The sequence below is a fragment of the Rhodococcus sp. KB6 genome (genome assembly GCF_001445685.1).
Lineage (GTDB): Bacteria > Actinomycetota > Actinomycetes > Mycobacteriales > Mycobacteriaceae > Rhodococcus_F > Rhodococcus_F qingshengii.
This window is the reverse complement of sequence record NZ_LNAK01000102.1, coordinates 71,364-93,249: the sequence shown is the minus strand read 5'-3', so window position 1 is coordinate 93,249 and position 21,886 is coordinate 71,364. Positions and strand designations below refer to the sequence as shown.

Here is a 21,886-nt window from a genome sequence, read left to right as displayed (position 1 = left end):
CATGGCCGCACGCACTCTCACTTCGATCGGGACTTCGGTATTGGTCTCGGCTGCCGTGCTCTCGGCCTTGGTCGGCTGCAGCTCCGGCGACGGGTCCGTCGATCAGCCGGGCGACGGTGCGGGTTCGCAGGCACTCGCACCTACGGATCCGGGCCCGATGTTCGCCGAATGCGGCTCGGTGACCGACGAGGAAGTTGTCAACGCCTTCAATCTCGGCGCTTTTGCGACGACGACGCGCAACGGCGTCGGGTGCCAGTGGGAAGTCGCCGGTTCGAACGGTCCGAGCGTCAGTTTCTCCTGGTACCGCGGTAGCCCGATCGGCCGCGAACGGGCCGGGTCCGACCTGCTCGGACGTCCTGCCGACGACATCACGATCGGTGGACACCAGGGCTTCATCGCGTCCACCGCAGGTTCGTTGTGCGAGTTGGGTATCGCGTTCGGCGGAGACTTCGTGCACTGGTCGATCACCTACGGTTTGCTGCCACCGACCGCGGATCCATGCACGGTGGCGCGGGATCTGATGGAAAAAACAGTTTCGAGGGCACAGTGAAGTTCGAGGGCGCCGTGAAGCGCATAAGGATCGGACTCGCCTTGGCGGGGTCGCTGGTTCTGCTGACAGGCTGCGGCTCGGTGGTCACCGGGACTCCTCGTGCGGAGGGCAGCTACGGCGGTAGTGACAGCCAGGAATTCGCGAACGTCCTCCAAGAATGCGAAGCCGTCACCGACGAGCAGATCGCCGGCGCAGTGGGTGCCGACGCCGTCGGGCGTGGGTTCTTCGGCGCTATCTGCCGTTGGGACGGCATCGGAGCTGCGGGTCCGATCAAGATCACCTTCAACTGGTTCGAGACGGGCACCCTCGATCACGAGCGCGCTGCATTCGAGCACCTGGGATACGTGGTGGCGAAAATCGACATCAACGGCAGTGGCGGGTACCAGGTTCGCCAGCCGGCCGATCCGCAGAGCTGCGGGGTGAGCGCGAGCGCACCGGCCGGGGGAGTGTTCGGTTGGTGGGTCACCGAGCCGCAAGGCGGCGCGGATCCGTGCGAGGCTGCGGCAAAGCTCGGCGCGTTGACGTTGAACCGCAGCATCTGATCGCGACCGGTCCGGCTGCGTGGTCTGAGTGTGCAGCCAGAGTCTCTGGTCAGAGCGTGAGGTCACTATCACCGTGGCCTCGCTTTGACCTCGTGGCGCGCCGACAGGTATCGTTATGGGTCGTGTCCGGCATGCCCGGGCCGATCTGTGTGCCTAGCTAGGTATTGCCGTGCGCGCGTTCGAGCAGAAACTGCTGATGAACGAGCATCCGGCTGCCTGTGTGGGGGTATGCGACACGCCCGACCTCGGGGGCAGTGCGCGGCATGAAAGTGCTGAGTACAGACTCTGAGGTGGGTGAGGAGCAGCAGCTCTCTTGCTCCAACTGCTAGATCCCTAATTTCAGAACAGCCACGTTTTCGAACGGCCCGAGTTCGCTCGAGCAGTCTGTTCGTCACAAGAAAGCCGGTAAATGCCAACCATCAACCAGCTGGTCCGCAAGGGTCGCCGCGACAAGACCGCCAAGGTCAAGACGGCAGCCCTCAAGGGCAGCCCGCAGCGTCGTGGCGTGTGCACTCGCGTGTACACCACCACCCCCAAGAAGCCGAACTCCGCGCTCCGTAAGGTCGCACGTGTTCGCCTCACGACTTCGGTCGAGGTCACCGCGTACATCCCCGGTGAAGGTCACAACCTTCAGGAGCACTCCATGGTGCTCGTCCGTGGCGGTCGTGTGAAGGACCTCCCGGGTGTCCGTTACAAGATCATCCGCGGCTCCCTCGACACCCAGGGTGTCAAGGGTCGCAAGCAGGCACGCAGCCGCTACGGCGCCAAGAAGGAGAAGAGCTAATGCCACGTAAGGGCCCCGCTCCGAAGCGCCCGCTCATCAACGACCCGGTTTACGGTTCCCCGTTGGTGACGCAGCTCGTCAACAAGATCCTGCTGGACGGCAAGAAGTCCACCGCAGAGCGAATCGTGTACCAGGCTCTCGAGCAGGCACGCGAGAAGACCGGCACCGATCCGGTCGTCACCCTCAAGCGCGCCCTGGACAACGTCAAGCCTGCACTCGAGGTTCGTAGCCGCCGCGTCGGTGGCGCTACCTACCAGGTGCCGGTCGAGGTTCGCCCCGGTCGTTCCACCACGCTGGCACTGCGCTGGCTGGTCACCTTCTCGCGTGCACGTCGTGAGAAGACCATGGTCGAGCGTCTCGCCAACGAGCTCCTCGATGCCAGCAATGGCCTCGGTGCAGCTGTGAAGCGTCGCGAAGACACTCACAAGATGGCCGAAGCCAACAAGGCATTCGCCCACTACCGCTGGTGATGTAAAGCGTCGGAGCAACTGCCATCGGGTGGGGCTCCGACGCTTGTCGCCGTTGGCGGCCTGATCATCGCGACGGATTCCGGACGCAGGTGGCCAGGTTCGCCTCGGCAGAGACATAATTGAAAGACCATGGCCCTGACGGTGGAACACACCGATAAGGCCGACACCCGAAAACCAAGCAACGAGCGGGGAAGAAACCTGTGGCACAGGAAGTGCTGACTGACCTGAACAAGGTCCGCAACATCGGCATCATGGCGCACATCGATGCCGGCAAGACCACCACCACCGAGCGCATCCTGTTCTACACCGGTGTCAATTACAAGATCGGTGAGACGCACGACGGTGCGTCGACGACGGACTGGATGGAGCAGGAGAAGGAACGCGGCATCACGATCACGTCTGCCGCCGTGACTTGCTTCTGGAACAACAACCAGATCAACATCATCGACACCCCCGGCCACGTCGACTTCACAGTCGAGGTGGAGCGGTCGCTGCGCGTGCTCGACGGCGCAGTTGCTGTCTTCGACGGTAAAGAGGGTGTCGAGCCGCAGTCCGAGCAGGTTTGGCGTCAGGCTGCCAAGTACGACGTTCCGCGCATCTGCTTCGTCAACAAGATGGACAAGATGGGCGCGGACTTCTACTTCACAGTCCAGACCATCATCGACCGCTTGGGCGCGAAGCCGCTCGTTCTCCAGCTGCCCATCGGCGCTGAGGACGACTTCGACGGCGTCGTCGACCTGGTCGAGATGAAGGCCATCACCTGGCGCGGCGTGGTCCCGACGGGAACCGCTCCGACCATCGAGGAGATCCCCGCGGATCTCGTCGAGAAGGCTGCCGAGTACCGCGAGAAGCTGCTCGAGACGGTTGCAGAGTCCGACGAAGCTCTCATGGAGAAGTACTTCGGCGGCGAAGAGCTCACCATCGAGGAGATCAAGGGCGCCATCCGCAAGATGACGGTCGCCTCCGAGCTGTACCCGGTTCTCTGTGGCTCCGCGTTCAAGAACAAGGGCGTTCAGCCCATGCTCGACGCTGTCATCGACTACCTTCCGAACCCGCTGGACATCGGCGAGGTCATCGGCCACAAGCTCGGTGACGAAGAAGTAGAGATCACTCGCAAGCCGAGCAAGGACGAGCCGTTCTCGGCTCTCGCCTTCAAGATCGCTGCTCACCCGTTCTTCGGCAAGCTGACCTTCGTCCGCGTGTACTCGGGTCGTATCGATCCGGGTGCTCAGGTGCTCAACGCAACCAAGGGCAAGAAGGAGCGCATCGGAAAGCTCTTCCAGATGCACGCCAACAAGGAGAACCCGGTAGACGAGGCCGTAGCCGGCCACATCTACGCAATGATCGGCCTCAAGGACACCACCACCGGTGACACCTTGTGCGATCAGGCGAGCCCCATCGTCCTCGAGTCGATGTCGTTCCCCGCGCCGGTCATCCAGGTCTCCATCGAGCCCAAGACCAAGTCCGACCAGGAAAAGCTGGGCGTCGCGATCCAGAAGCTCGCCGAAGAGGACCCGACCTTCTCGGTCGAGCTCGACGAAGAGACCGGTCAGACCGTCATCGGCGGTATGGGCGAGCTCCACCTCGACATCCTCGTCGACCGCATGCGTCGCGAGTTCAAGGTCGAGGCGAACGTCGGTAAGCCGCAGGTTGCGTACCGCGAGACCATCACCAAGAAGGTCGAGAAGCACGACTACACCCACAAGAAGCAGACGGGTGGCTCGGGCCAGTTCGCAAAGGTCATCATCGCTCTGGAGCCTTTCGTGGGCGAAGACGGTGCTACCTACGAGTTCGAGAACAAGGTCTCCGGCGGACGTATCCCGCGCGAGTACATCCCCTCCGTGGATGCCGGTGCGCAGGACGCGATGCAGTACGGTGTTCTCGCCGGCTACCCGCTCGTGAACCTGAAGCTGTCGCTGCTCGATGGTGCTTACCACGACGTCGACTCCTCGGAAATGGCGTTCAAGGTTGCCGGTTCGCAGGCACTGAAGGAAGCCGCCCGCAAGGCCGGCCCCGTCATTCTCGAGCCGCTCATGGCTGTCGAGGTCACAACGCCCGAGGAGTACATGGGCGACGTGATCGGCGACCTCAACTCCCGCCGTGGCCAGATCCAGGCCATGGAGGAACGCAGTGGTGCCCGTGTCGTGAAGGCGCTGGTTCCGCTCTCGGAGATGTTCGGTTACATCGGTGACCTGCGGTCGAAGACCCAGGGCCGAGCGAACTTCTCCATGGTGTTCGATTCCTACGCAGAGGTTCCCGCGAACGTCTCGAAGGAAATCATCGCCAAGGCGACGGGCGAGTAAGCACAGCGAGCTCCCCAGCCCGCGCCGGCAAGTAACCTCGGTTTCTTCCGGCACGAAGCACGACCTAGTAACAACCAACCGCACTGCTGCATACGGCAAGCAACAACAGTCCAGGAGGACACAAAGTGGCGAAGGCGAAGTTCGAGCGGACGAAGCCGCACGTGAACATCGGCACCATTGGTCACGTCGACCACGGCAAGACCACGACGACGGCGGCCATCACCAAGGTTCTCGCGGATGCATTCCCCGACCTGAACGAGGCTTCGGCCTTCGATCAGATCGACAAGGCTCCCGAGGAAAAGGCTCGTGGCATCACGATCAACATCTCGCATGTTGAGTACCAGACGGAAAAGCGCCACTACGCGCACGTCGATGCACCGGGTCACGCCGACTACATCAAGAACATGATCACCGGCGCAGCTCAGATGGACGGCGCTATCCTCGTCGTCGCAGCTACCGACGGCCCGATGCCCCAGACGCGCGAGCATGTCCTGCTCGCTCGCCAGGTTGGCGTTCCTTACATCCTCGTCGCCCTGAACAAGGCCGACATGGTTGACGACGACGAGATCCTCGAGCTCGTCGAGATGGAGGTCCGCGAACTGCTGGCCGCTCAGGAATTCGACGAGGAAGCCCCCGTCATTCCGATCTCGGCACTCAAGGCACTCGAGGGTGACCCGAAGTGGACGCAGTCCATTCTCGACCTGATGGCTGCTGTCGACGAGTCCATCCCGGACCCGATTCGTGAGACCGAGAAGCCCTTCCTCATGCCCGTCGAGGACGTCTTCACGATCACCGGCCGTGGCACCGTTGTCACCGGTCGTATCGAGCGTGGCGTTGTCAACGTCAACGAAGAGGTCGAGATCGTCGGCATCAAGGAAACCTCGACCAAGACCACGGTCACGGGTATCGAGATGTTCCGCAAGCTGCTCGACTCGGGCCAGGCCGGCGACAACGTCGGGCTGCTCGTTCGTGGCATCAAGCGCGAAGATGTCGAGCGTGGACAGGTTGTCGTCAAGCCGGGCACCACGACTCCCCACACGGAGTTCGAGGGCCAGGCATACATCCTGTCGAAGGACGAGGGCGGCCGCCACACCCCGTTCTTCAACAACTACCGCCCGCAGTTCTACTTCCGTACCACGGACGTTACGGGCGTCGTGACGCTGCCTGAGGGCACCGAGATGGTCATGCCCGGTGACAACACCGAGATGTCCGTCAAGCTGATCCAGCCTGTCGCCATGGACGAGGGCCTGCGCTTCGCAATTCGCGAAGGCGGCCGTACGGTCGGCGCCGGCAAGGTTGCCAAGATCATCAAGTGAGACTCTTGTCTCGCTAGCTGATTCACAGCACTGAAAAGGCGCTCATTCCCTTCGGGGAGTGGGCGCCTTTTCTGTGTCTGTGATCGAGTGTTCGGTGATCGGGTGCCTGCGTGGTTCTTACTTACTTGTTGGCTTCCACCCGGTCGAGGTGCAGCAGAACCTGTACTGCGACGGTTGAGCCGTCGAGGCTGCGCCTGGTTGCGCCGGCGATGCGTTCGGCCGAAGCGGTGAATCCGGCGACGTCGATCGACGGATCTGCAGTGACGACAATCGACAGCGTCGGCAGTCCGCGATCGACCGTCGCTTTGCTCTTGGTGCTCCGCACGCCGGTCAGCTGAGCGAGTTCGGCCGCTACGCCGTCTGCGACGGGTCCGAGATCCACGCTGACGTCGGTACCGGATTCGTTGTGCCGCAATGTGACTGCGCTTGTGCGGCGCCGGCGAAGGTTCAGGTACAACAGCCCGAAACCGGCGAAGACACAGAGGACGAAGGTGCCCGACAGTACCCAGTGCCACCACGGCTCCTCCGGAAGGCCGAAGAGGACCTCCCGATCGAGGCGTGACACCCAGGTTCGAATCAGCGACGCGCCCGCGTCCCACGCGATGGCGTATGCGCCCGCCGCGAGGAGTGCGATTCCGACGATGAGGACGATGATCCGATCGACCGCGGAGATCCAACGGTTCACGAGGCGTCCTTTCGTCGTACTACAGTTTCTCGCACGACAACCGAAAGTTGCAGTGGCCGCTGCAGTATCGCGAGGTGGGGCCGAACCGCCGCGTCGACGGCTGCGGCAAGTTCAGCTCGATCGCCACCGGTCGATTCGATGTGGACCTTGACGTGTTTACGGTCGACGCTGGTGTGAGCCGAGCCGACGCCGGGAACGACCGCTGCGTGGCTACTGCACAGACGTGCAATGTCAGTCGGCCGCATCCACACCGTCGATGCGCTCGGGTTCCCGAGTGGGACATGGGTTTTCGCACGGCGTTTGATCGCCGACATTATCAGGACAACACCCGCGACAACGGCAGCGATTGCCACCGGAAGTAGCCACGGTTGCCAGTGCAGACGAGACGTCCACTCCACGGAGTTTCGGATCCAGGGTGCCGATTCGAAAGTTCCACGGTTGATGAACCATTCGCGCGAGACGACGAAGGCGAGTGCGAGTAGACCACACGCGATGACGACGGCCGAAACCGCGGCCGCCGGGTTCGCAGAGGGGACCCGCGGCGGAATCGGATCCGAGAGTGCCTGCTGTGCCGGGCCCTCCGCGATCTCGACGCCGGAAACACAGGAGTCGTCAGAACCCTCGGTTGCCGCGATCATCACGTTCATGTCGTGGAGTGGAAGCCCGGTCAGCGATTCGACGCTGCGTCCGACTTCCGTTCGCACCCGGCCGGTCAACTCGGTGACCGAACACGGCCAGGACACGGCGAGGAAGAGATTGATGGCGACGGCGTCGCTACCCATCGAGATGTCGGCTCGCGGAAGGTCGCGTCCTGTCAGGCGAGTCAAGCCACCGGACTGGCGGACCACCCCCGGGACGTTCACCGCTGCGGCCGTGGCGATCTTGGCCATCGCACGGTCCTTGATGACCAAGGAGCCGCGTAGACCAGGATCGTCCGCTGCGCTGGGATCGGACGGCTCAGCCACGGCCACGGCTTCGGAGGATCGCGCCGAGGTCGAGATGTCCGTCGCGGTGTGCTCCGATCGCCATACCGGCGGCGCCGAGCAGGACTGCGAAGACGAAACCGCTGAACCCACCCATGATTCCGGCGAGTGCGAGGAGCAGACCGACCAGCAGTCCGACGGTGGTGCTGTTCATGTCAGTTCCCTTCTCGAATGTTCGGTGCAATGTCTGTGACGGTGGCAGGCTCGGTGACTGCATTTTCGGCATCAACGGGTAGATATCCCGCTGTCGACAGGTCGCCGACGGTCACGTTCACCGGTACGTCGACCAATCTCGCCACCACCGCTCGTACGCGTTCGGCGACGCTGCGAACGTCTGCCGGATAGTGAACGGAAATATGTACAGCACAGGAGTTTTCGTCGACGACGACGCCGGTGATGCGGCGTCCGGGGAGGTAGGTTCCCACTTCGCCGAACTGTCCTCCGTGCAGATCTGCCACTTCCGGGATGGCAAGAACCGCGTCGGCGACTACCTCGGCCGCGTCGATCTCGCGGCCGGCGTCGGCGGTACTCACTGAACCCTCGGCTTGGCTTCCGGATCGGTACTGCCGCCGCTCTCTGCATCCTCGAAGAGCATGACGTCGAAGACGGTGATGTTGACCTCGGTGACCTCGAGACCCGTCATGCTTTCCACTGCGGCAATGACGTTGCGGCGGATACCTACCGCCAGTTCGTGGAGTGCGACGCCGTACTCGGCGACAATGCCGATGTCGATGGCGGCTTGTTTCTCGCCTACCTCCACCGCCACGCCCTGGGCATGGTTGACGCGGGCGCCCGGTATGCGGTCGCGAAGTGCCCCCACCGCACGCGCTGTGCCCCCGCCGACGTCGTACACGCCGTTGATCTCGCGGGTCGCGATACCGGCGATCTTGGCGACCACGGCGTCGGCGATGATCGTCTTACCCTGGGTGCTGACTAGTTCCGCGCCACCGTCGGCGCCGAATCGGACGCTGTTCTTTTCACTGGAATCGCTGGTCATGGGGGCTCCCTGCTCATGTGTCAGTGCGTGCGTCTGAAGTACCTCCAACTGTAGTGACTGGTAGGTGACCATGCGGGATGCACCACACCTACTCCGGCATTTGGTATGGCAGAGTCGGAGGCAAATAGTGACGGCGTTCATAGTGAGCGCTGCAAGTGACGTGGGTCGGACAGGGTGGTACGTGGTGGCACGGATAGTGATCGTGGGTGCGGGTTTGTCGGGACTGCGGACCGTCGAGGAACTGCGACGAGCGGGTTTCGAAGGTGAATTGACGCTCGCGGGTGGGGAAACGCATCTGCCCTACGACAGGCCTCCGTTGTCGAAGGAAGTGATCCGCGGCGACAAGGACGAGACGACCTTGCGTCCGGCCGAGTTCTACGTCGAGAACAAGGTCGATCTCAAGCTCGGTTCGCCGGCAACCTCGGTGGACACGGTCGCCAAGTCGGTGGCGTTCGCCGACGGATCCACCCTGGACTACGACGAGTTGGTCATCGCGACCGGACTGACTCCGCGTCGCATCGCCGGCCTTCCGGAGTTGTCCGGAGTGCACGTTCTGCGCTCCATCGAGGAAGCGTTGGCCCTCCGCGCCGACCTTGCTCCCGGTAAGCGTGCGCTGATCGTCGGGGCCGGCTTCATCGGCTGCGAACTGGCCGCGAGCATGAAGTCTCACGGCGTCGACGTCGTGTTGCTCGAACCCCAGCCGACGCCGCTGGCGTCGGTGCTCGGCCCCACGGTCGGCGCCCTCGTCGAACGTCTGCATCGGAACGAGGGCATCGACGTCCGAGTCGGTACGGGCTTGACCTCGCTGTCCGGCGACGGAGCGGTTGCCGCTGCGACCTTGAGCGACGGTTCGGAAATCCCGGTCGACGTGGTCGCGATCGGAGTCGGTTCGGTGCCGGTCACGGGATGGCTCGACGGTTCGGGGATCGAACTCGACAACGGAGTGCTCTGCGACGGCGTCGGCCGCACCAGCGCCGAACACGTCTGGGCGGTCGGCGACGTCGCGTCCTGGCAGATCGGAGATCGACGCAAGCGTGTCGAACACTGGACCAATGCTGGGGACCAGGCCAAGATCCTGGCGGGAGCGATCACCGGAACGGGTGATCCGGATGCGCCGGCGCAGGTTCCGTACTTCTGGAGCGATCAGTACGACGTCAAGATCCAGGCATTGGGGACCGTCGCACCCACGGACACCGTTCACATCGTGAAGGACGACGGCCGAAAGTTCGTCGCATACTACGAGCGCGACGGTGTGCTGGCAGCTGTCGTCGGCGGCGGTAGCGCGGGAGCTGTGATGAAGATGCGCGCGAAGATCGCAGCCGGCACGCCCATCTCGGACGTGTTGGAGTCCACACCGGCCTGAACGGATGAGGCAGGACCGGTTCCGAGACGATAGATTTGTGCGGTGATCGTTGCACTCATCGACTCGGGACTGGGCCTGCTCCCTACCTCTGCGTGGCTCAGACGCCTGCGCCCGGATCTCGACCTTGTGCTGTCCCTCGATCCGGACGGCGCCCCCTGGGGGCCCAAGCCCGAGCCGTGGGTCGTCGACCGGGTACTCGGTGCGGTGCGGCGGAGCCTCGATCGTGGGGCTCAGGTCATCGTTCTTCCATGCAATACCGCGAGCGTCACCGCTCTCCCACACGTCCGCGAACTGGTCGGACCGGGTGTGCCGGTCATCGGAACGGTGCCCGCGATCAAGCCCGCGGCCGCCGCGTGCGATTCAGTGGCGATCTGGGCTACCGCCGCGACAACTGCCAGCCGGTACCAAGCCGATCTGATCGAACAGTTCGGCAACGGCGCCAAGGTCGTCGGGGTGCCGTGCCACGGCCTGGCCGATTCGATAGACCTCGGTGATCGTGCAGGCGCACTTGCAGCTATCGAATCCGCAGTGGCCCGGACGCCGGACGACGTCAACGGCGTTGTCCTCGGCTGCACGCACTACCCACTGCTCGCGGACGAAATCGCAGCGCGGCTACCCGCCGGTGTCACACTCTTCGACAGTGCCGAAGCCGTTGCACGACAGACCCTGCGGCGGATCGACGGGCTCGGTGACGCGGGTGAAGGATCGGGAACCGTCGAGGTTTTCGTGAGTGGACGTCCGGGCGCGCTACCGCCCAGCGCCGAAGCCTTCGACGCCGGGCGGTTGTTGGGCGCGATCAAAGCCTGATCCAGCCTGCAGCCAGCCATTCATCAATGGGCAGCTACTCCGCTCCGTCAATGGGCGGCTACTCCGCTCTGTCAATGGGCGGCTACTCCGCCGTGACCCCCGTGATGCATCCGCGCACTCATCACCGGCATCGCACTCACCGCGACCACAACGGTCAGGACCCCGACCACCCAGGCCGTCCACGACGCACCGCGTAGAGCGTCGAAGCTCATGACCCAGGGTGAAATGAACATCAAGACGCCGAAAACGCCCATCGCGTAATCCGCCATGGCCATGTCCGGACGTGCCATGTGCGCCAGACCCGACAGTGCAACCAGGACACCCAGGACGACGAGTGACCACATTGCCCGATCGGTGGTGTCGAGCCACATCGGCGAGAGAGCCGCAAAGACGCCGAGAACCACCGCGACGGCATCTTGCATTCGATTCCACGACTTCATGACGAGACCTCCAAAGACGAGAGTGTGTCCACCTGTAGTACACGCCCGCGGCAGATCGAGATCAACTCTCCGCCAATTGCATTCGCGTTGCAGTTAGAGGCGATGTGGAGGCTCGAATATCAAGATTTGTGACTATTCGTCCGGATTGCCACGAGCCCGCGCGGAGCGCTGGCCGCGATATGTCCCGAGAGTGCCATGAGGGTGAGAGTGGTGAATGCGATAGCGGCGGTGATCATGGGTGGTCCTTTCACTGACTGTCCTCGAGTGTCGTCTGCCGACCTGTGGCCGAGCAGGGCACACGGTGTGAGGACGCTGAGAGAATCGAAGAGTCCGCACAGACGACCCGTGAGAAGGTTCTGGGGTGACGCAATCGAGTGCTCAGGACGTGATCGAACAGTTGGCCGACCTCGCGGATCCCGCGGATGCCGTCCAGCTACAGAAGTTCTTCAAGACAGCGCCGGGGGAGTACGGCGAGGGTGACGTCTTCATCGGCGTGCGAGTACCGAAGACGCGTTCGGTGGTGAAGAAGCATGTCGGTCTCGAGTTGCCTCAGGTACGCCTCCTTCTCGACAGCGACGTCCACGAGCATCGCTTGGCCGGTCTGTTGATCCTGGTTGCTCGATTCGAAAAGGTCAGTCGCCCAAAATTTTTCGACGACGAGAGTCGCGCCCGCATCGCCGACTTCTATCTCAGCGCTGTCGAGGACGGGCGGGTGAACAATTGGGATCTCGTGGATTCGTCCGCCGGACAGATCCTCGGCGGCTGGCTGTACGACCGAGATCGCCGGCTGATCTTCGAGCTTTCCGATTCGGGTGACCTGTGGCGACGACGGGTGGCGCTGCTGACGACGTACGGATTCATCACTCGCGGCGACGGGTCGACCACGCTCGAGCTTGCCGCGCAGGTGCTGGGTGATCGACGAGACTTGACCCAGAAAGCGATGGGCTGGATGCTCCGCGAGGTGGGCAAGCGGGTGGACCGGGATTTGTTGACCGGTTTCCTCGCGAAGAATGCAGCAGACATGGGACGCACGGCACTGAGCTACGCGTGCGAACACCTGACCGCAGACGAGCGAGCGCACTTCCGGGCGGCCCGCTAGCGAAGTACCGCTCGGTAGGTTGTGGGACGATTCTCGGTATGCCCGCCACCCGTGTCGAGGCGTCTCGAATTGTGACGATCGGTTCACTGATCGCTGCCGGCGTCGCAGCTCTGTGTTATCTCGTGTACTCCGTTCGAGCCGTCCAACCCGTTGATTTTCTCGTCTACCGCTACGCTGCCCAGGCGTTCGCAGCGGGATCGAACATCTACGAGGGCAATCTGACCGGCCGGTTGATCGTCGACGAGGGTATGCCGTTCACCTACACCCCATTCGCGGTGATCTTCCTCTGGCCGACTGTCCTCTTCGACTGGTGGACTGCCTATCTGCTGTGGTCGGGATTGTGCATCGCGGCGTTGGTGTGGACGGTTGCGAGGTTCACTCCCGCTCGCGTCCCCAAGCGGCCGCTCGTCATGGCGGCATTGGTCCTGGCCGTGTCGGTGACCCCCATCGTCAGTGCGCACATCTCATTCGGCCAGGTGAACTTGGTGCTGATGGTGCTCGTACTGCTCGACGTGACTCGCCGAGAGGATTCGAGATTCGGCCGGTGGTTTCCGCGAGGACTGCTGATCGGCGTCGCGGCCGCGATCAAGCTGACTCCGGCTCTCTTCATCGTCTACTTCGTCGTCACGAAGCAGTGGCGACTCGCGATCTGGAGTTCGATCGGATTTGCCGCGGCGACCGCCGTCGCAGCAGTGGTGGACCCGGCCGTCAGCTGGACCTTCTGGTCGGACGTCGTCTGGAACCTCAGCGACCGGGTGGATTTGAGCGGGCAGGCGATCGCGAGTGCCGGCAACAGTTCGCTGCAGGGCGGACTTGCCGCGCTGGGCCCATGGACAGCGTCTCTGGCGATGCCGTCGACCGTGCTGTGCGCGGGGGTAGCGCTATGGATCGCCCGAGATGTCTATCGCGTCGGGCGAGCGGTCGATGCGGCGTTGGTGATCGGATTGAGCGCGCCGATTCTTTCGCCGATCAGCTGGATTCACCACTGGGTGTATCTCGTGCCTGCTGCCGTCACGGTTCTCTTTCGGCTTCGATCGCCGCTGCAGTTCGGTGCGGCCGCTCTGGGGTTGGCCATCGTCTACTGCGGGCCGAGTATGGGACAGCAGTTCATCGAGACGTCGCCGCTCCTGCTGCCGTTCGGGTTGTTCCTTCGTGAGGGTTTCCTGATCGTGACCCTCGCACTGATTCTTGCGCTGTGGCGGTTGCCCACAACGGCGCCGGTGTGGGTTTCGCGGCGGGACTCGGAAGATGACTCGGGAGACTCCGAACATGACAAAGCCCCCGATTCCGCAGGGAATCAGGGGCCGTCATGCATCGAGGCAGGGTTCAGAACTCGATCTTCAGGTGATCGGTGATCGGCTTCGCCTGGCAACCGAGGATGTAGCCGTTCGCCACGTCCTCGGCGTCGAGGATTTCGGAGTTGTCCATCTGAACTTCGCCTTCGGTGACGGTGCAGGCACACGACCCGCACTCGCCTTCCTGGCAGGAGTACGGCACGTCGAGGCCCTTGGCGAGCATGATGTCGACGAGCGTCTGCTTGCGCGGCCAGACGAGGGTGTGGGTTTCACCGTCCAGTTCGACCTCGACGGTTGCGGCGTCGGCTGCTTCCTCGTCGGAGACCTCGGCTACCTCGACGTCACGGAACGGGTCACCCGCGAGTGAATTGAAGACCTCGGCGTGAACCTGCGTGCGGGGCATGCCGGCCTCTGCCAGTGCCTTGTGGACGGCGTCCATGAAGGGGCCTGGACCGCACATGAAGGCCTCGTACGCGACAAATGGCTTGGCCAGTGTCGCCAACTGTGAGACGGCGGGGAGTCCCTGCACGGTTTCGATCCAGTGGACAACGGTGAGGCGGCCGGGGTGTTGCGCTGCCAATTCGCGAAGTTCGGCGCCGAAGATGATGGACTTCTCGTCGCGATTCGCGTAGATCAGCACGACGTTGCCGCTGCCCTGCGTGAGGGCGGACTTGAGGATCGAGATCACCGGAGTGATACCGCTGCCTGCACCGAAGAGCAGGAAGTCGTGATCGAGCGACTTGGGCGTGAAGACACCTGACGGCGGCAGCACTTCGATGGTGTCGCCGACCTGGAGCTTGTCGCACAACCAGTTGGAGCCGTAGCCGTCGACGGTTCGCTTGACGGTCACCTTGGGGGCGTCGTCGGTGAAGGGTGAACTGGCCAGCGAGTAGCAGCGTGCGACCGAGCCGGTCTGATCACTCGGGATGCGCAGGGTCAGGAATTGACCTGGCTTGTAGTCGAACTTGTCCTTCAGTTCTGCGGGAATCTCGAACACCAGCGACCGGGCGTCGGAAGTCTCTTCGATGACTCCGGACACGGTGAGTACCGCCGATCGCGAGCTGTGCGGTACCTCGACTGTCGTCATCGCGAAGCTAGTCCTCTCGTGAAGCTGGGTAAAGCGCAGGTCAGTGAAGTGCAACATCTAGAACGTGTTCTAGTTCAATGTTAGCAGTGATGAAAAGCTACTGGGGATCGTAGTCGCCGAGCAACACGTTCCCGATCAGCGGGAACCATGGCGGTCTGATCCAGCCGTCCTGGCAGTCCGGGGTGGCGTCGACCTGCCCGAACGGGCGGTTCGTGAGCGGCGTCCGGGCGGTTGAGCTGCCGAAGTCTGTGCATGGGCTGTTTGTCGGTACACAGTGGGAACCAGGTGAGACGCCGGTCACAAAGATTCGGCTCGAATCCCTCCCGCAGTCACATTCGTGCACATCCCTGAGGAGATACCGATGGCTATCGAGCTCAACCAGATCTGGGACTTTCCCATCAAGGAGTTCCACCCCTTCCCTCGCGCCCTGATGGGTGTGGGCGCTCACGACATCATCGGGGTGGAGGCCAAGAACCTCGGCTTCAAGCGCACCCTTCTGATGACGACCGGTCTGCGCGGTTCGGGCATCATCGAGGAACTCGTCGGCAAGATCGAGTACCAGGGTGTCGAGGTCGTGCTCTACGACAAGGTCGAGTCGAATCCCAAGGACTACAACGTCATGGAGGCCGCGGCTCTCTACCAGAAGGAGAAGTGCGACTCGATCATCTCGATCGGCGGTGGTTCGAGCCACGACGCCGCCAAGGGCGCTCGCGTCGTGATCGCACACGACGGTCGCAACATCAACGAGTTCGAGGGCTTCGCCAAGTCCACCAACAAGGAGAACCCGCCCCATATCGCCGTATCCACCACGGCCGGAACGGGTTCCGAGACGTCGTGGGCGTACGTCATCACCGACACGTCGGACATGAACAACCCGCACAAGTGGGTGGGCTTCGACGAGGCGACCATCGTCACCCTGGCGATCGACGATCCGCTGCTCTACTACACCTGCCCTCAGCATTTCACCGCGTACTGCGGCTTCGACGTACTCGCGCACGGCAGTGAGCCTTTCGTGTCTCGTCTCGATTTCGCGCCTTCGCTCGGTAACGCGATCTACTCGGTCGAGTTGGTCGCGAAGAACCTGCGCGAGGCCGTCTTCGAGCCGCGCAACCTCAAGGCCCGCGAGGGAATGATGAACGCGCAGTACATTGCCGGGCAGGCCTTCAACTCCGGTGGCCTCGGCATCGTTCACTCGATCTCGCACGCGGTCAGTGCCTTCTTCGACAGCCACCACGGTCTGAACAACGCAATCGCGTTGCCGCGTGTGTGGGAGTACAACCTGCCTTCGCGCTACGAGCGCTACGCCCAGTTGGCCGGCGCACTCGGTGTCGACACTCGCAACCTCACCACGGTTCAGGCCGCAGATGCTGCCGTCGAGGCTGCCATCCGTCTGGCCAAGGACGTCGGTATCCCCGACAACTTCGGTCAGGTTCGCACCGACTCGTACGCGAAGAACCAGATGAACACCAAGAAGTACGAGGGCCGTGGTGATGTCATCAAGGGTGACGAGAAGACTGTGCGCGCCATCTCCGAGCACATTCAGGACGACTGGTGCACCCCGGGCAATCCCCGTGAGGTCACCGTGGAGTCGATGATCCCGGTTGTCGATCACGCGATCAACAAGTCGTACTTCTAGCAGGGCCTTCGGCCCCGTGCGCCTTTTTGGTAGCCCGCACTACCGAAAAGGCGCACATGGGCTGTGCCCCTATCGAAAGGTGTTCCATGTCCGGTCGCAGTTTCTCCAGCGGAATCGAAGTGAAAGATGCTCTGCGAGAGCAGGACTACATTGCCGATGACGAGTTCGCGGTAGTCGTTCATCTGGCGACGGCGCTGGGGCGTCCGCTCCTGCTCGAAGGTCCGGCCGGTGTCGGCAAGACGGAACTGGCGAAGTCTCTGGCTGCGATCGGGGGCCGCAAACTGGTGCGATTGCAGTGCTACGAAGGGCTGGACGACAATCGCGCCCTGTACGAATGGGACTACGCGAAGCAACTCCTGCACGTGCAGATGCTCCGCGACCGGATCAGCGATCAGGTTTCCGAATTCGACAGCGTCGCCGAAGCGTCCAAGTTTCTGGCCGATCAGGATTTCGGTTTGTACTCCGAGAACTTCCTGTCCGTACGACCGCTGCTCGAAGCAATCCTCTCACCCGATCCGGTAGTACTTCTGGTCGACGAGGTGGACCGCACCGAGGAATCGATGGAAGCACTGCTCCTCGAAATTCTCGCCGAACAGCAGATCACCATTCCCGAGGTCGGTACGTTCGTTGCCCGCTCGCAGCCCTGGGTCATCCTGACGTCCAACGACACCCGCGAGCTCTCACCCGCACTCAAGCGTCGTTGTCTGCATTACCATCTCGGCTATCCGACGTCGGAGCGTGAACGCGAGATCGTCACGGCCCGAGCGCCGGAGGTGGATTCGGCTACGGCCACCGAGGTCGTCGAATTGGCTCGCATCCTGCGTGACCTCCCGCTGCGCAAGAGTCCGTCCATCTCGGAGGTCATCGACGCGGCCAGGGCGGCAACAGTGCTCGCGGCCGGCGGATTCGACACCGCCTCCGACGCCAAGGTGCGCGACATCCTGCTCACGGCGTTGCTCAAGTACTCGTCCGATGTGACGCTGGCCAAGGAACGATTCGACGGAAAGCGTCTCGAAGCACCGTCGCGTGACGGCGGCGAGCCGATCGAGCGGTCCACGGTGGCAGGCAAACCCGCCAACACGACGACGGCCGTGTTCCGGGGCACGGGTGGACGTGACCCTCATCAACAGGGAATCCGCGGCGGCAGCGGAATCCGTTCGACGCGATGACGACGCTCGGTGGCCTTGCCGTGTGGCAACCGTCGTTTGTTCTCGACGTGGTGTCCGCGAGTTTCGGCCGATTGCTGAGGGCGGCCGGAGTTTCCGCGTCACCGGCCGAGGTCATCGAGGTTCGGCGTGTTCTCGCGATGGTCGGCGCTTCGGATCGTGAGACGTTGCGAGCATGTCTTCGGGCAGTGTGCGCCAAGTACTCTCACGAGCAGGCCGGTTTCGATCGGGCGTTCGACGCGCTGTTCCGGCCGGCCGCAGGCAAAGCGCACGCCGAGCGGATGGCTTCGCGCGCCGAGGTGGCGGACGGTCTGCCCACCGCGCTGGGGATCGACGAGGATCAAGAAGTTGGTCGGTATGCCGAGTACAACGAGCGTGCAGCCGAGGTCGGCGACTACTTCGACACTCCGGAAGCGGAGAAGGGGTTCAACCCGCACAAGGACGACGACGATGTGTCGATGACGTCGAGCGATGCCGAACTGTCGGTCGATACCGGTTCGGAGACCGGTCGACGCGGAGTCAGTTACACGGTCGACGTGGACCGTGCAGCATCGGCGGTGGTCGGTGACCTGAGCACCAGTGTTGCTGCAGCAGTGGTCGGCTCGTTGTCCTGGGACGATCCGACGTCGATCCTCGCCTGGTTGGATGCCTACGACCCGAGCAAAGCGTATGCGGACGTCTCCGACGACGGGCCGCTGACGCAGGCGCAACTGAACCGGCTCGTCGAGGCGGTCGAAGCGTTCGTGCAAGCACTCTCGGCCGCTGCACTCGCCGAAACCGCTCCCGATGCGCCCGACAGTGAATCTGCCGCGGGCGCAACGCACAACGACATCGAACTCGCGTGCCACGAAGTGCTTCGGCGGATGAGAGGACCGTCCAGACCTCGGCCCCGTGAGCGCTCTCGTGGGCATCTCGACATGCGGCGCACGGTGCGTTCGAGCCTGCGCACCGACGGGATACCCTTCCATCTGGTCGTGAAAGCTCCTCGCCCCGATCGTGTTCGACTACTTCTCATCGCCGACGTGTCGCTGTCCGTGCGCCCCATCACCGCGTTCACTCTGCGCTTGGCTCAGGCAATGCATCGCCGAGCAGATCGTTGTGAAGTCCTCGCCTTCGTCGATCGTCCGGTCGACGTGACCGACACCCTTCTCGCCAGTAGTGGTGACGGCGCACTGGCCGCGGTACTCGCGCACCCGGGTCTGGATCTGGAAGCCAGCAGCGATTACGGGCGGGTGCTCACAGAATTGTTGGACGAGCACGGAAACACCTTGAACTCACGGACGTCTGTCATCATCGTGGGCGACGGTCGGTGCAACGGGTTGCCCCCGCAGGCGGACAAGCTCGAGGAACTCCGCCGAAAGGTCCACCGTCTGGCCTGGATTACGCCTGAACCACAGCGTTACTGGAACCAGGCATCGTGCGCGATGCCGGAGTATTCGGAGATCTGCGACGAGGTTGTTGTTGCCCGAGATGCCGCGCAACTGATGGCAAAGGCCGCCGAGCTGGGGCACGCACTTCGCTGATGTCAGTGCACTTCACCGATGTCACTGCGCGATCTGTCGTGAACTAGTTTGATCTCATGTCCGAAATCAGGGGATCGATCTGGCGACCGATCGCGGCGCTGACAGTGCTCGGCGCCGTGTGTGGGGTTGTGGCGCTCGGCGTGTTTCAGTGGTGGTGGAAGTCGTTGGCGTCACCGCACATTCTCACCGGAGGATCCTATCGGGAGCCGTTTTCCGAACCGACATACACCGGACCCGGATTCATGGACCTCTTTCCGGCAGAACCTGCCCCGTGGCTGTACTCGGGACTGGTCCTCGGACCGACGGCGGTGGGCTTGCTCGCCGGGATCGTGTTCGTGGTGTTCGTCCGGTGTAATCGTGCGCAGAACCGCACGATTGCACCGGACGAATCATCAGAGCGCTAGCAACGCGCGCGAGCGCAGGCGAGGGTCTGCCAACGGACGTAGCGCCAAGCGCAGCAGGACCAAGACGTTGTCGTCGCCGGCAATCCTGTTGACTTTCAACGTATTGCACTCGATACACTGATGAACGAGCATCCATTCACCGTCTTGACGGACCGACAGGCACAGCGCCGCCATGGCACCTCGGCACTGTTGTGCTCGGTCGCCCGGAACGCGACCGTCCACGTGGCGGCTGGCCAGACAGTTCGGGCAGTGGTTCCGATGAGCGGTACCCGGCGCCGCAGTGGAGATGTCCAAACGGCATGTGAGACAACGGAAGCTCGATCCTTGTTCTCCGCCGATTCCGTGCAGCACGTGCTTGGCCCGTTGCGGTGCCCGCCGCGCGCGGGTGCTGGGATTCCTACGTGGCATCTGATTCCCCCTCACAAGTCGCCGAAGGCTTCGAGCGGGAAGGGCGGTTGCGCGAGCGGCCGCACTGCCATTCTCATCAACAACAACTGGTTGTCGTCTCGGCTGACGGGGTTGGAGGTGAGCTCGAGGCACTGTGCGCAGCGGTGGATGATCATCCAATCGCCACTGCGCAGTACTGCGATCGAAATGGGAGCCATCCGCATTCCGCAGTCCGACGGTCCACCTTCCACCTGGTCGAACAGGTGTCGGGAATGCAGGCAACTGGGGCAGTGGTTTCGGCGATCACCATCGGGGCCGTACGTCATGACTGTGAGTCCGCACTGAATGCACGAGAAGGTGTCGGTTTTCGAGATGGAATTGTGTGATTGAGGCACTGGAGAACTCCTAGCTGAGTGAACAAAGCAGTAGGAGCAGGCCGAGGGGGCCTCGCGGCTGTCAGTCCGACGTTTCGAGGATCAGCATGTGACCCTCGAGGTTGCCGGCAGTGCAGGGGCGAGAGGCGCGCTCGGCGCGGGCTGGGTCATAAACACCTTCTGAATCGGTTCTACGGGCCACTCTGGCCGCAACCGAAAGTACAGCGGGACCTTCTCGCCGCGCCATTCATTTTCCCGAGACGCGTTACCTGCCCGAACGGGTAGGTAAGCGCCTCTCCTTCGGTGGGTGTGCCCCGACTGCTGTCCGCGTAGGCTCGGGGCCAGCGATTGTAAGGTGGATCACACCAGTTTGTGCACGTGGGAGTTGATGCGCTGAGAGCGACGGATGCGAAATCCCGACCGGAGATCTCAGAGCAGCGAGAGGAGAGTGGGGTCGTGTCCGTGGCATACCCGGATGCTGTGAACCACGGTGTTCATCGCCGCGGCACTGCTGCTCGACTGGTCAAATTTCACGCCCCCGAGATCGTCTTCGGTATCGGTTCCCTGGTCGAGGCAGCACACGCGACTCTGAGGTTCGGCGGGTTCCGACCATTCCTGGTCACCGATCCCGGTCTGATCGACGCGGGATGGGTCAGCGAACTCGAAGACCATCTCACGGAGCAGGGATTGACCGCGACGGTGTGGTCAGGGCTGACGCCCAATCCCAAGGACTTCGAGATCGCGGCCGGTTTCGAGGTGTACCAGGAAGGCGAGTGTGACGTCATCATCGCGCTCGGAGGCGGTTCCGTCATCGACGCGGCTAAGGGTGTAGCCGTCCTCGCTGCCAACGGTGGCAACATACTCGACTACGAGGGGGTAGATCAGGCGACCAAACCGATCCCGCCGTTGGTGATGGTTCCCACCACGTCCGGCACGGGCGCGGACGTGTCGCAGTTCTGCATCGTCACGGACACGACCCGCGGCACCAAGATCACCATCATCGGCCGGGCGCTGGTTCCAGATGTGACGGTCATCGATCCGCGGTTGCTCACGACGATGCCCGAGTGGCTCAATGCGGCAACAGGATTGGACGCACTGACGCACGGAATCGAAGCCTTCGTCTCACTGGCGCACAATCCGTTGACCGATCATCACGCGCTCCGCGCTGTCGGCCTCGTGACCGAGAATCTGGTGCACACGATCCAGGACCCGATGGAGATGGAAGCTCGATCGGTGATGGCGCAGGCGAGCCTCGAGGCCGGGTTGGCGTTCACCAACGCGATACTCGGAGCCGCGCACGCCATGAGCCATCAGGTGGGCGGCATGCTCGACCTTCCGCACGGCGTCATCAACGGAATTCTCTTGCCCCACGTCATCCGGTTCAATTCCACCACGGACGCCGCCCCCTTTGTCGCCATCGCTGCGGCACTGAGTCTTCCCGAGCAGCGCGGCACCCCGGAGGAAGCAGCGCTGGCAGTGGCCGACCGGGTCGAGCGTCTCGCACGGGAGGTCGGTGTGCCGAAGGGGCTGGGGGAGTTGGGTGTTCGCGAGGAAGACCTGAGTAGGCTCGCCAGCTTCGCGTTGCTCGACGCCTGCATGTCCACCAATCCCAGGGAAGCGACGCAGGAGCAGATGGTGGCGTTGTTCAGAGGTGCGTTGTGAAGAGGGACATCGT

General features: G+C 63.0%; 24 protein-coding genes. 15 read left to right on the top strand and 9 right to left on the bottom strand.

What is annotated here, in order from left to right; genetic code table 11:
* Position 1: 1 nt before the first annotated feature.
* The 6 genes from ASU23_RS14035 (at position 2) to tuf (ending at position 5,965) form a co-directional block, all read left to right on the top strand.
* Entirely contained in the window at positions 2 to 550 is a 549-nt protein-coding gene (locus tag ASU23_RS14035) for a DUF3558 domain-containing protein (protein WP_058038133.1), read from the top strand.
* Positions 547 to 1,092, top strand: a complete 546-nt coding sequence (locus ASU23_RS14030; RefSeq protein ID WP_003942022.1) for a DUF3558 domain-containing protein — start codon at positions 547 to 549, stop codon at positions 1,090 to 1,092. The genes ASU23_RS14035 and ASU23_RS14030 overlap by 4 nt, the downstream gene beginning before the upstream one ends.
* A gap of 409 nt (positions 1,093 to 1,501) precedes the next feature.
* On the top strand, positions 1,502 to 1,876 hold the full coding sequence (rpsL, locus tag ASU23_RS14025; RefSeq protein ID WP_003941908.1) for a 30S ribosomal protein S12: 375 nt from the start codon (positions 1,502 to 1,504) through the stop codon (positions 1,874 to 1,876).
* Positions 1,876 to 2,346: a 30S ribosomal protein S7 gene (gene rpsG / locus ASU23_RS14020; protein ID WP_003941856.1), complete on the top strand. Its 471-nt coding sequence runs from the start codon at positions 1,876 to 1,878 to the stop codon at positions 2,344 to 2,346. Before rpsL ends, rpsG begins: the two co-directional genes overlap by 1 nt.
* Positions 2,347 to 2,546: 200 nt before the next feature.
* On the top strand, positions 2,547 to 4,649 hold the full coding sequence (fusA, locus tag ASU23_RS14015; protein ID WP_007728394.1) for an elongation factor G: 2,103 nt from the start codon (positions 2,547 to 2,549) through the stop codon (positions 4,647 to 4,649).
* Between the two features lie 125 nt (positions 4,650 to 4,774).
* Entirely contained in the window at positions 4,775 to 5,965 is a 1,191-nt protein-coding gene (gene tuf / locus ASU23_RS14010) for an elongation factor Tu (RefSeq protein ID WP_003941926.1), read from the top strand.
* Positions 5,966 to 6,086: 121 nt separating this feature from the next.
* Here the strand turns inward: tuf and ASU23_RS14005 are convergent, their stop codons facing one another.
* From ASU23_RS14005 to ASU23_RS13985, 5 genes are read right to left on the bottom strand one after another with little or no spacing between them, the layout of a single operon-like run.
* Positions 6,087 to 6,650 carry a hypothetical protein gene (locus ASU23_RS14005; RefSeq protein WP_003942084.1) on the bottom strand — a complete coding sequence of 188 codons (564 nt, stop codon included), beginning with the start codon at positions 6,648 to 6,650 and terminating at the stop codon, positions 6,087 to 6,089.
* Entirely contained in the window at positions 6,647 to 7,615 is a 969-nt protein-coding gene (locus ASU23_RS14000) for an Asp23/Gls24 family envelope stress response protein (protein WP_003941956.1), read from the bottom strand. The genes ASU23_RS14005 and ASU23_RS14000 overlap by 4 nt, the downstream gene beginning before the upstream one ends.
* On the bottom strand, positions 7,608 to 7,787 hold the full coding sequence (locus ASU23_RS13995; RefSeq protein WP_003942043.1) for a hypothetical protein: 180 nt from the start codon (positions 7,785 to 7,787) through the stop codon (positions 7,608 to 7,610). The genes ASU23_RS14000 and ASU23_RS13995 overlap by 8 nt, the downstream gene beginning before the upstream one ends.
* 1 nt (position 7,788) lies before the next feature.
* Positions 7,789 to 8,166 carry a hypothetical protein gene (locus tag ASU23_RS13990; RefSeq protein ID WP_042453130.1) on the bottom strand — a complete coding sequence of 126 codons (378 nt, stop codon included), beginning with the start codon at positions 8,164 to 8,166 and terminating at the stop codon, positions 7,789 to 7,791.
* Entirely contained in the window at positions 8,163 to 8,630 is a 468-nt protein-coding gene (locus ASU23_RS13985; protein ID WP_003941912.1) for an Asp23/Gls24 family envelope stress response protein, read from the bottom strand. The genes ASU23_RS13990 and ASU23_RS13985 overlap by 4 nt, the downstream gene beginning before the upstream one ends.
* A 184-nt stretch (positions 8,631 to 8,814) precedes the next feature.
* Between ASU23_RS13985 and ASU23_RS13980 the strand changes: the two genes are divergently transcribed.
* Positions 8,815 to 9,993: an NAD(P)/FAD-dependent oxidoreductase gene (locus ASU23_RS13980; RefSeq protein ID WP_253741347.1), complete on the top strand. Its 1,179-nt coding sequence runs from the start codon at positions 8,815 to 8,817 to the stop codon at positions 9,991 to 9,993.
* Positions 9,994 to 10,035: 42 nt separating this feature from the next.
* Entirely contained in the window at positions 10,036 to 10,800 is a 765-nt protein-coding gene (locus ASU23_RS13975; RefSeq protein ID WP_058038131.1) for a glutamate racemase, read from the top strand.
* Positions 10,801 to 10,871: 71 nt separating this feature from the next.
* Here the strand turns inward: ASU23_RS13975 and ASU23_RS13970 are convergent, their stop codons facing one another.
* Positions 10,872 to 11,240, bottom strand: a complete 369-nt coding sequence (locus ASU23_RS13970) for an SPW repeat protein (RefSeq protein WP_003941901.1) — start codon at positions 11,238 to 11,240, stop codon at positions 10,872 to 10,874.
* A gap of 361 nt (positions 11,241 to 11,601) precedes the next feature.
* Here ASU23_RS13970 and ASU23_RS13965 point away from each other — a divergent pair, with 361 nt between their 5' ends.
* Positions 11,602 to 12,339 (top strand): DNA alkylation repair protein, encoded by a 738-nt coding sequence (locus ASU23_RS13965; RefSeq protein WP_058038130.1) that lies wholly within the window; start codon positions 11,602 to 11,604, stop codon positions 12,337 to 12,339.
* 38 nt (positions 12,340 to 12,377) lie between these two features.
* Positions 12,378 to 13,694 carry a glycosyltransferase 87 family protein gene (locus tag ASU23_RS13960; RefSeq protein ID WP_058038129.1) on the top strand — a complete coding sequence of 439 codons (1,317 nt, stop codon included), beginning with the start codon at positions 12,378 to 12,380 and terminating at the stop codon, positions 13,692 to 13,694.
* On the opposite strand, the gene ASU23_RS13955 is transcribed toward ASU23_RS13960, so the two are convergent.
* The gene (locus tag ASU23_RS13955) at positions 13,666 to 14,721 is read right to left on the bottom strand and encodes a ferredoxin--NADP reductase (protein WP_058038174.1); all 1,056 of its coding nucleotides are present in this window, start codon (positions 14,719 to 14,721) and stop codon (positions 13,666 to 13,668) included. The genes ASU23_RS13960 and ASU23_RS13955 overlap by 29 nt on opposite strands.
* Positions 14,722 to 15,082: 361 nt before the next feature.
* On the opposite strand from ASU23_RS13955, the gene mdo reads away from it, so the two are divergent.
* The 4 genes from mdo (at position 15,083) to ASU23_RS13935 (ending at position 19,450) form a co-directional block, all read left to right on the top strand.
* Entirely contained in the window at positions 15,083 to 16,357 is a 1,275-nt protein-coding gene (mdo, locus tag ASU23_RS13950) for an NDMA-dependent methanol dehydrogenase (RefSeq protein WP_003942095.1), read from the top strand.
* Between the two features lie 86 nt (positions 16,358 to 16,443).
* Positions 16,444 to 17,526: a MoxR family ATPase gene (locus tag ASU23_RS13945; protein WP_058038128.1), complete on the top strand. Its 1,083-nt coding sequence runs from the start codon at positions 16,444 to 16,446 to the stop codon at positions 17,524 to 17,526.
* The gene (locus tag ASU23_RS13940) at positions 17,523 to 19,046 is read left to right on the top strand and encodes a VWA domain-containing protein (protein WP_058038127.1); all 1,524 of its coding nucleotides are present in this window, start codon (positions 17,523 to 17,525) and stop codon (positions 19,044 to 19,046) included. The genes ASU23_RS13945 and ASU23_RS13940 overlap by 4 nt, the downstream gene beginning before the upstream one ends.
* Positions 19,047 to 19,102: 56 nt before the next feature.
* Entirely contained in the window at positions 19,103 to 19,450 is a 348-nt protein-coding gene (locus ASU23_RS13935) for a hypothetical protein (protein ID WP_047268921.1), read from the top strand.
* On the opposite strand, the gene ASU23_RS13930 is transcribed toward ASU23_RS13935, so the two are convergent.
* Positions 19,439 to 19,858: an RNHCP domain-containing protein gene (locus tag ASU23_RS13930; protein WP_058038126.1), complete on the bottom strand. Its 420-nt coding sequence runs from the start codon at positions 19,856 to 19,858 to the stop codon at positions 19,439 to 19,441. The two genes, ASU23_RS13935 and ASU23_RS13930, sit on opposite strands and share 12 nt — an antisense overlap.
* 11 nt (positions 19,859 to 19,869) lie before the next feature.
* Positions 19,870 to 20,232, bottom strand: coding sequence for an RNHCP domain-containing protein (locus ASU23_RS13925; RefSeq protein WP_003941922.1), 363 nt, complete (start codon positions 20,230 to 20,232; stop codon positions 19,870 to 19,872).
* Positions 20,233 to 20,667: 435 nt separating this feature from the next.
* Between ASU23_RS13925 and ASU23_RS13920 the strand changes: the two genes are divergently transcribed.
* Positions 20,668 to 21,873 carry an iron-containing alcohol dehydrogenase gene (locus ASU23_RS13920; protein WP_003942060.1) on the top strand — a complete coding sequence of 402 codons (1,206 nt, stop codon included), beginning with the start codon at positions 20,668 to 20,670 and terminating at the stop codon, positions 21,871 to 21,873.
* Positions 21,874 to 21,886: the final 13 nt, after the last annotated feature.

Excerpts from the sequence above, each read along its gene's own strand:
- ASU23_RS13955 (WP_058038174.1), bottom strand. The coding sequence starts at position 14,721 with ATGACGACAGTCGAGGTACCGCACAGCTCGCGATCGGCGGTACTCACC.
- ASU23_RS13930 (WP_058038126.1), bottom strand. The coding sequence starts at position 19,858 with ATGCCACGTAGGAATCCCAGCACCCGCGCGCGGCGGGCACCGCAACGG.
- ASU23_RS13935 (WP_047268921.1), top strand. The coding sequence starts at position 19,103 with ATGTCCGAAATCAGGGGATCGATCTGGCGACCGATCGCGGCGCTGACA.
- rpsL (WP_003941908.1), top strand. The coding sequence starts at position 1,502 with ATGCCAACCATCAACCAGCTGGTCCGCAAGGGTCGCCGCGACAAGACC.
- ASU23_RS13970 (WP_003941901.1), bottom strand. The coding sequence starts at position 11,240 with ATGAAGTCGTGGAATCGAATGCAAGATGCCGTCGCGGTGGTTCTCGGC.
- ASU23_RS14035 (WP_058038133.1), top strand. The coding sequence starts at position 2 with ATGGCCGCACGCACTCTCACTTCGATCGGGACTTCGGTATTGGTCTCG.
- ASU23_RS13985 (WP_003941912.1), bottom strand. The coding sequence starts at position 8,630 with ATGACCAGCGATTCCAGTGAAAAGAACAGCGTCCGATTCGGCGCCGAC.
- rpsG (WP_003941856.1), top strand. The coding sequence starts at position 1,876 with ATGCCACGTAAGGGCCCCGCTCCGAAGCGCCCGCTCATCAACGACCCG.
- mdo (WP_003942095.1), top strand. The coding sequence starts at position 15,083 with ATGGCTATCGAGCTCAACCAGATCTGGGACTTTCCCATCAAGGAGTTC.
- ASU23_RS13945 (WP_058038128.1), top strand. The coding sequence starts at position 16,444 with ATGTCCGGTCGCAGTTTCTCCAGCGGAATCGAAGTGAAAGATGCTCTG.
- ASU23_RS13995 (WP_003942043.1), bottom strand. The coding sequence starts at position 7,787 with ATGAACAGCACCACCGTCGGACTGCTGGTCGGTCTGCTCCTCGCACTC.
- ASU23_RS13960 (WP_058038129.1), top strand. The coding sequence starts at position 12,378 with ATGCCCGCCACCCGTGTCGAGGCGTCTCGAATTGTGACGATCGGTTCA.
- ASU23_RS13940 (WP_058038127.1), top strand. The coding sequence starts at position 17,523 with ATGACGACGCTCGGTGGCCTTGCCGTGTGGCAACCGTCGTTTGTTCTC.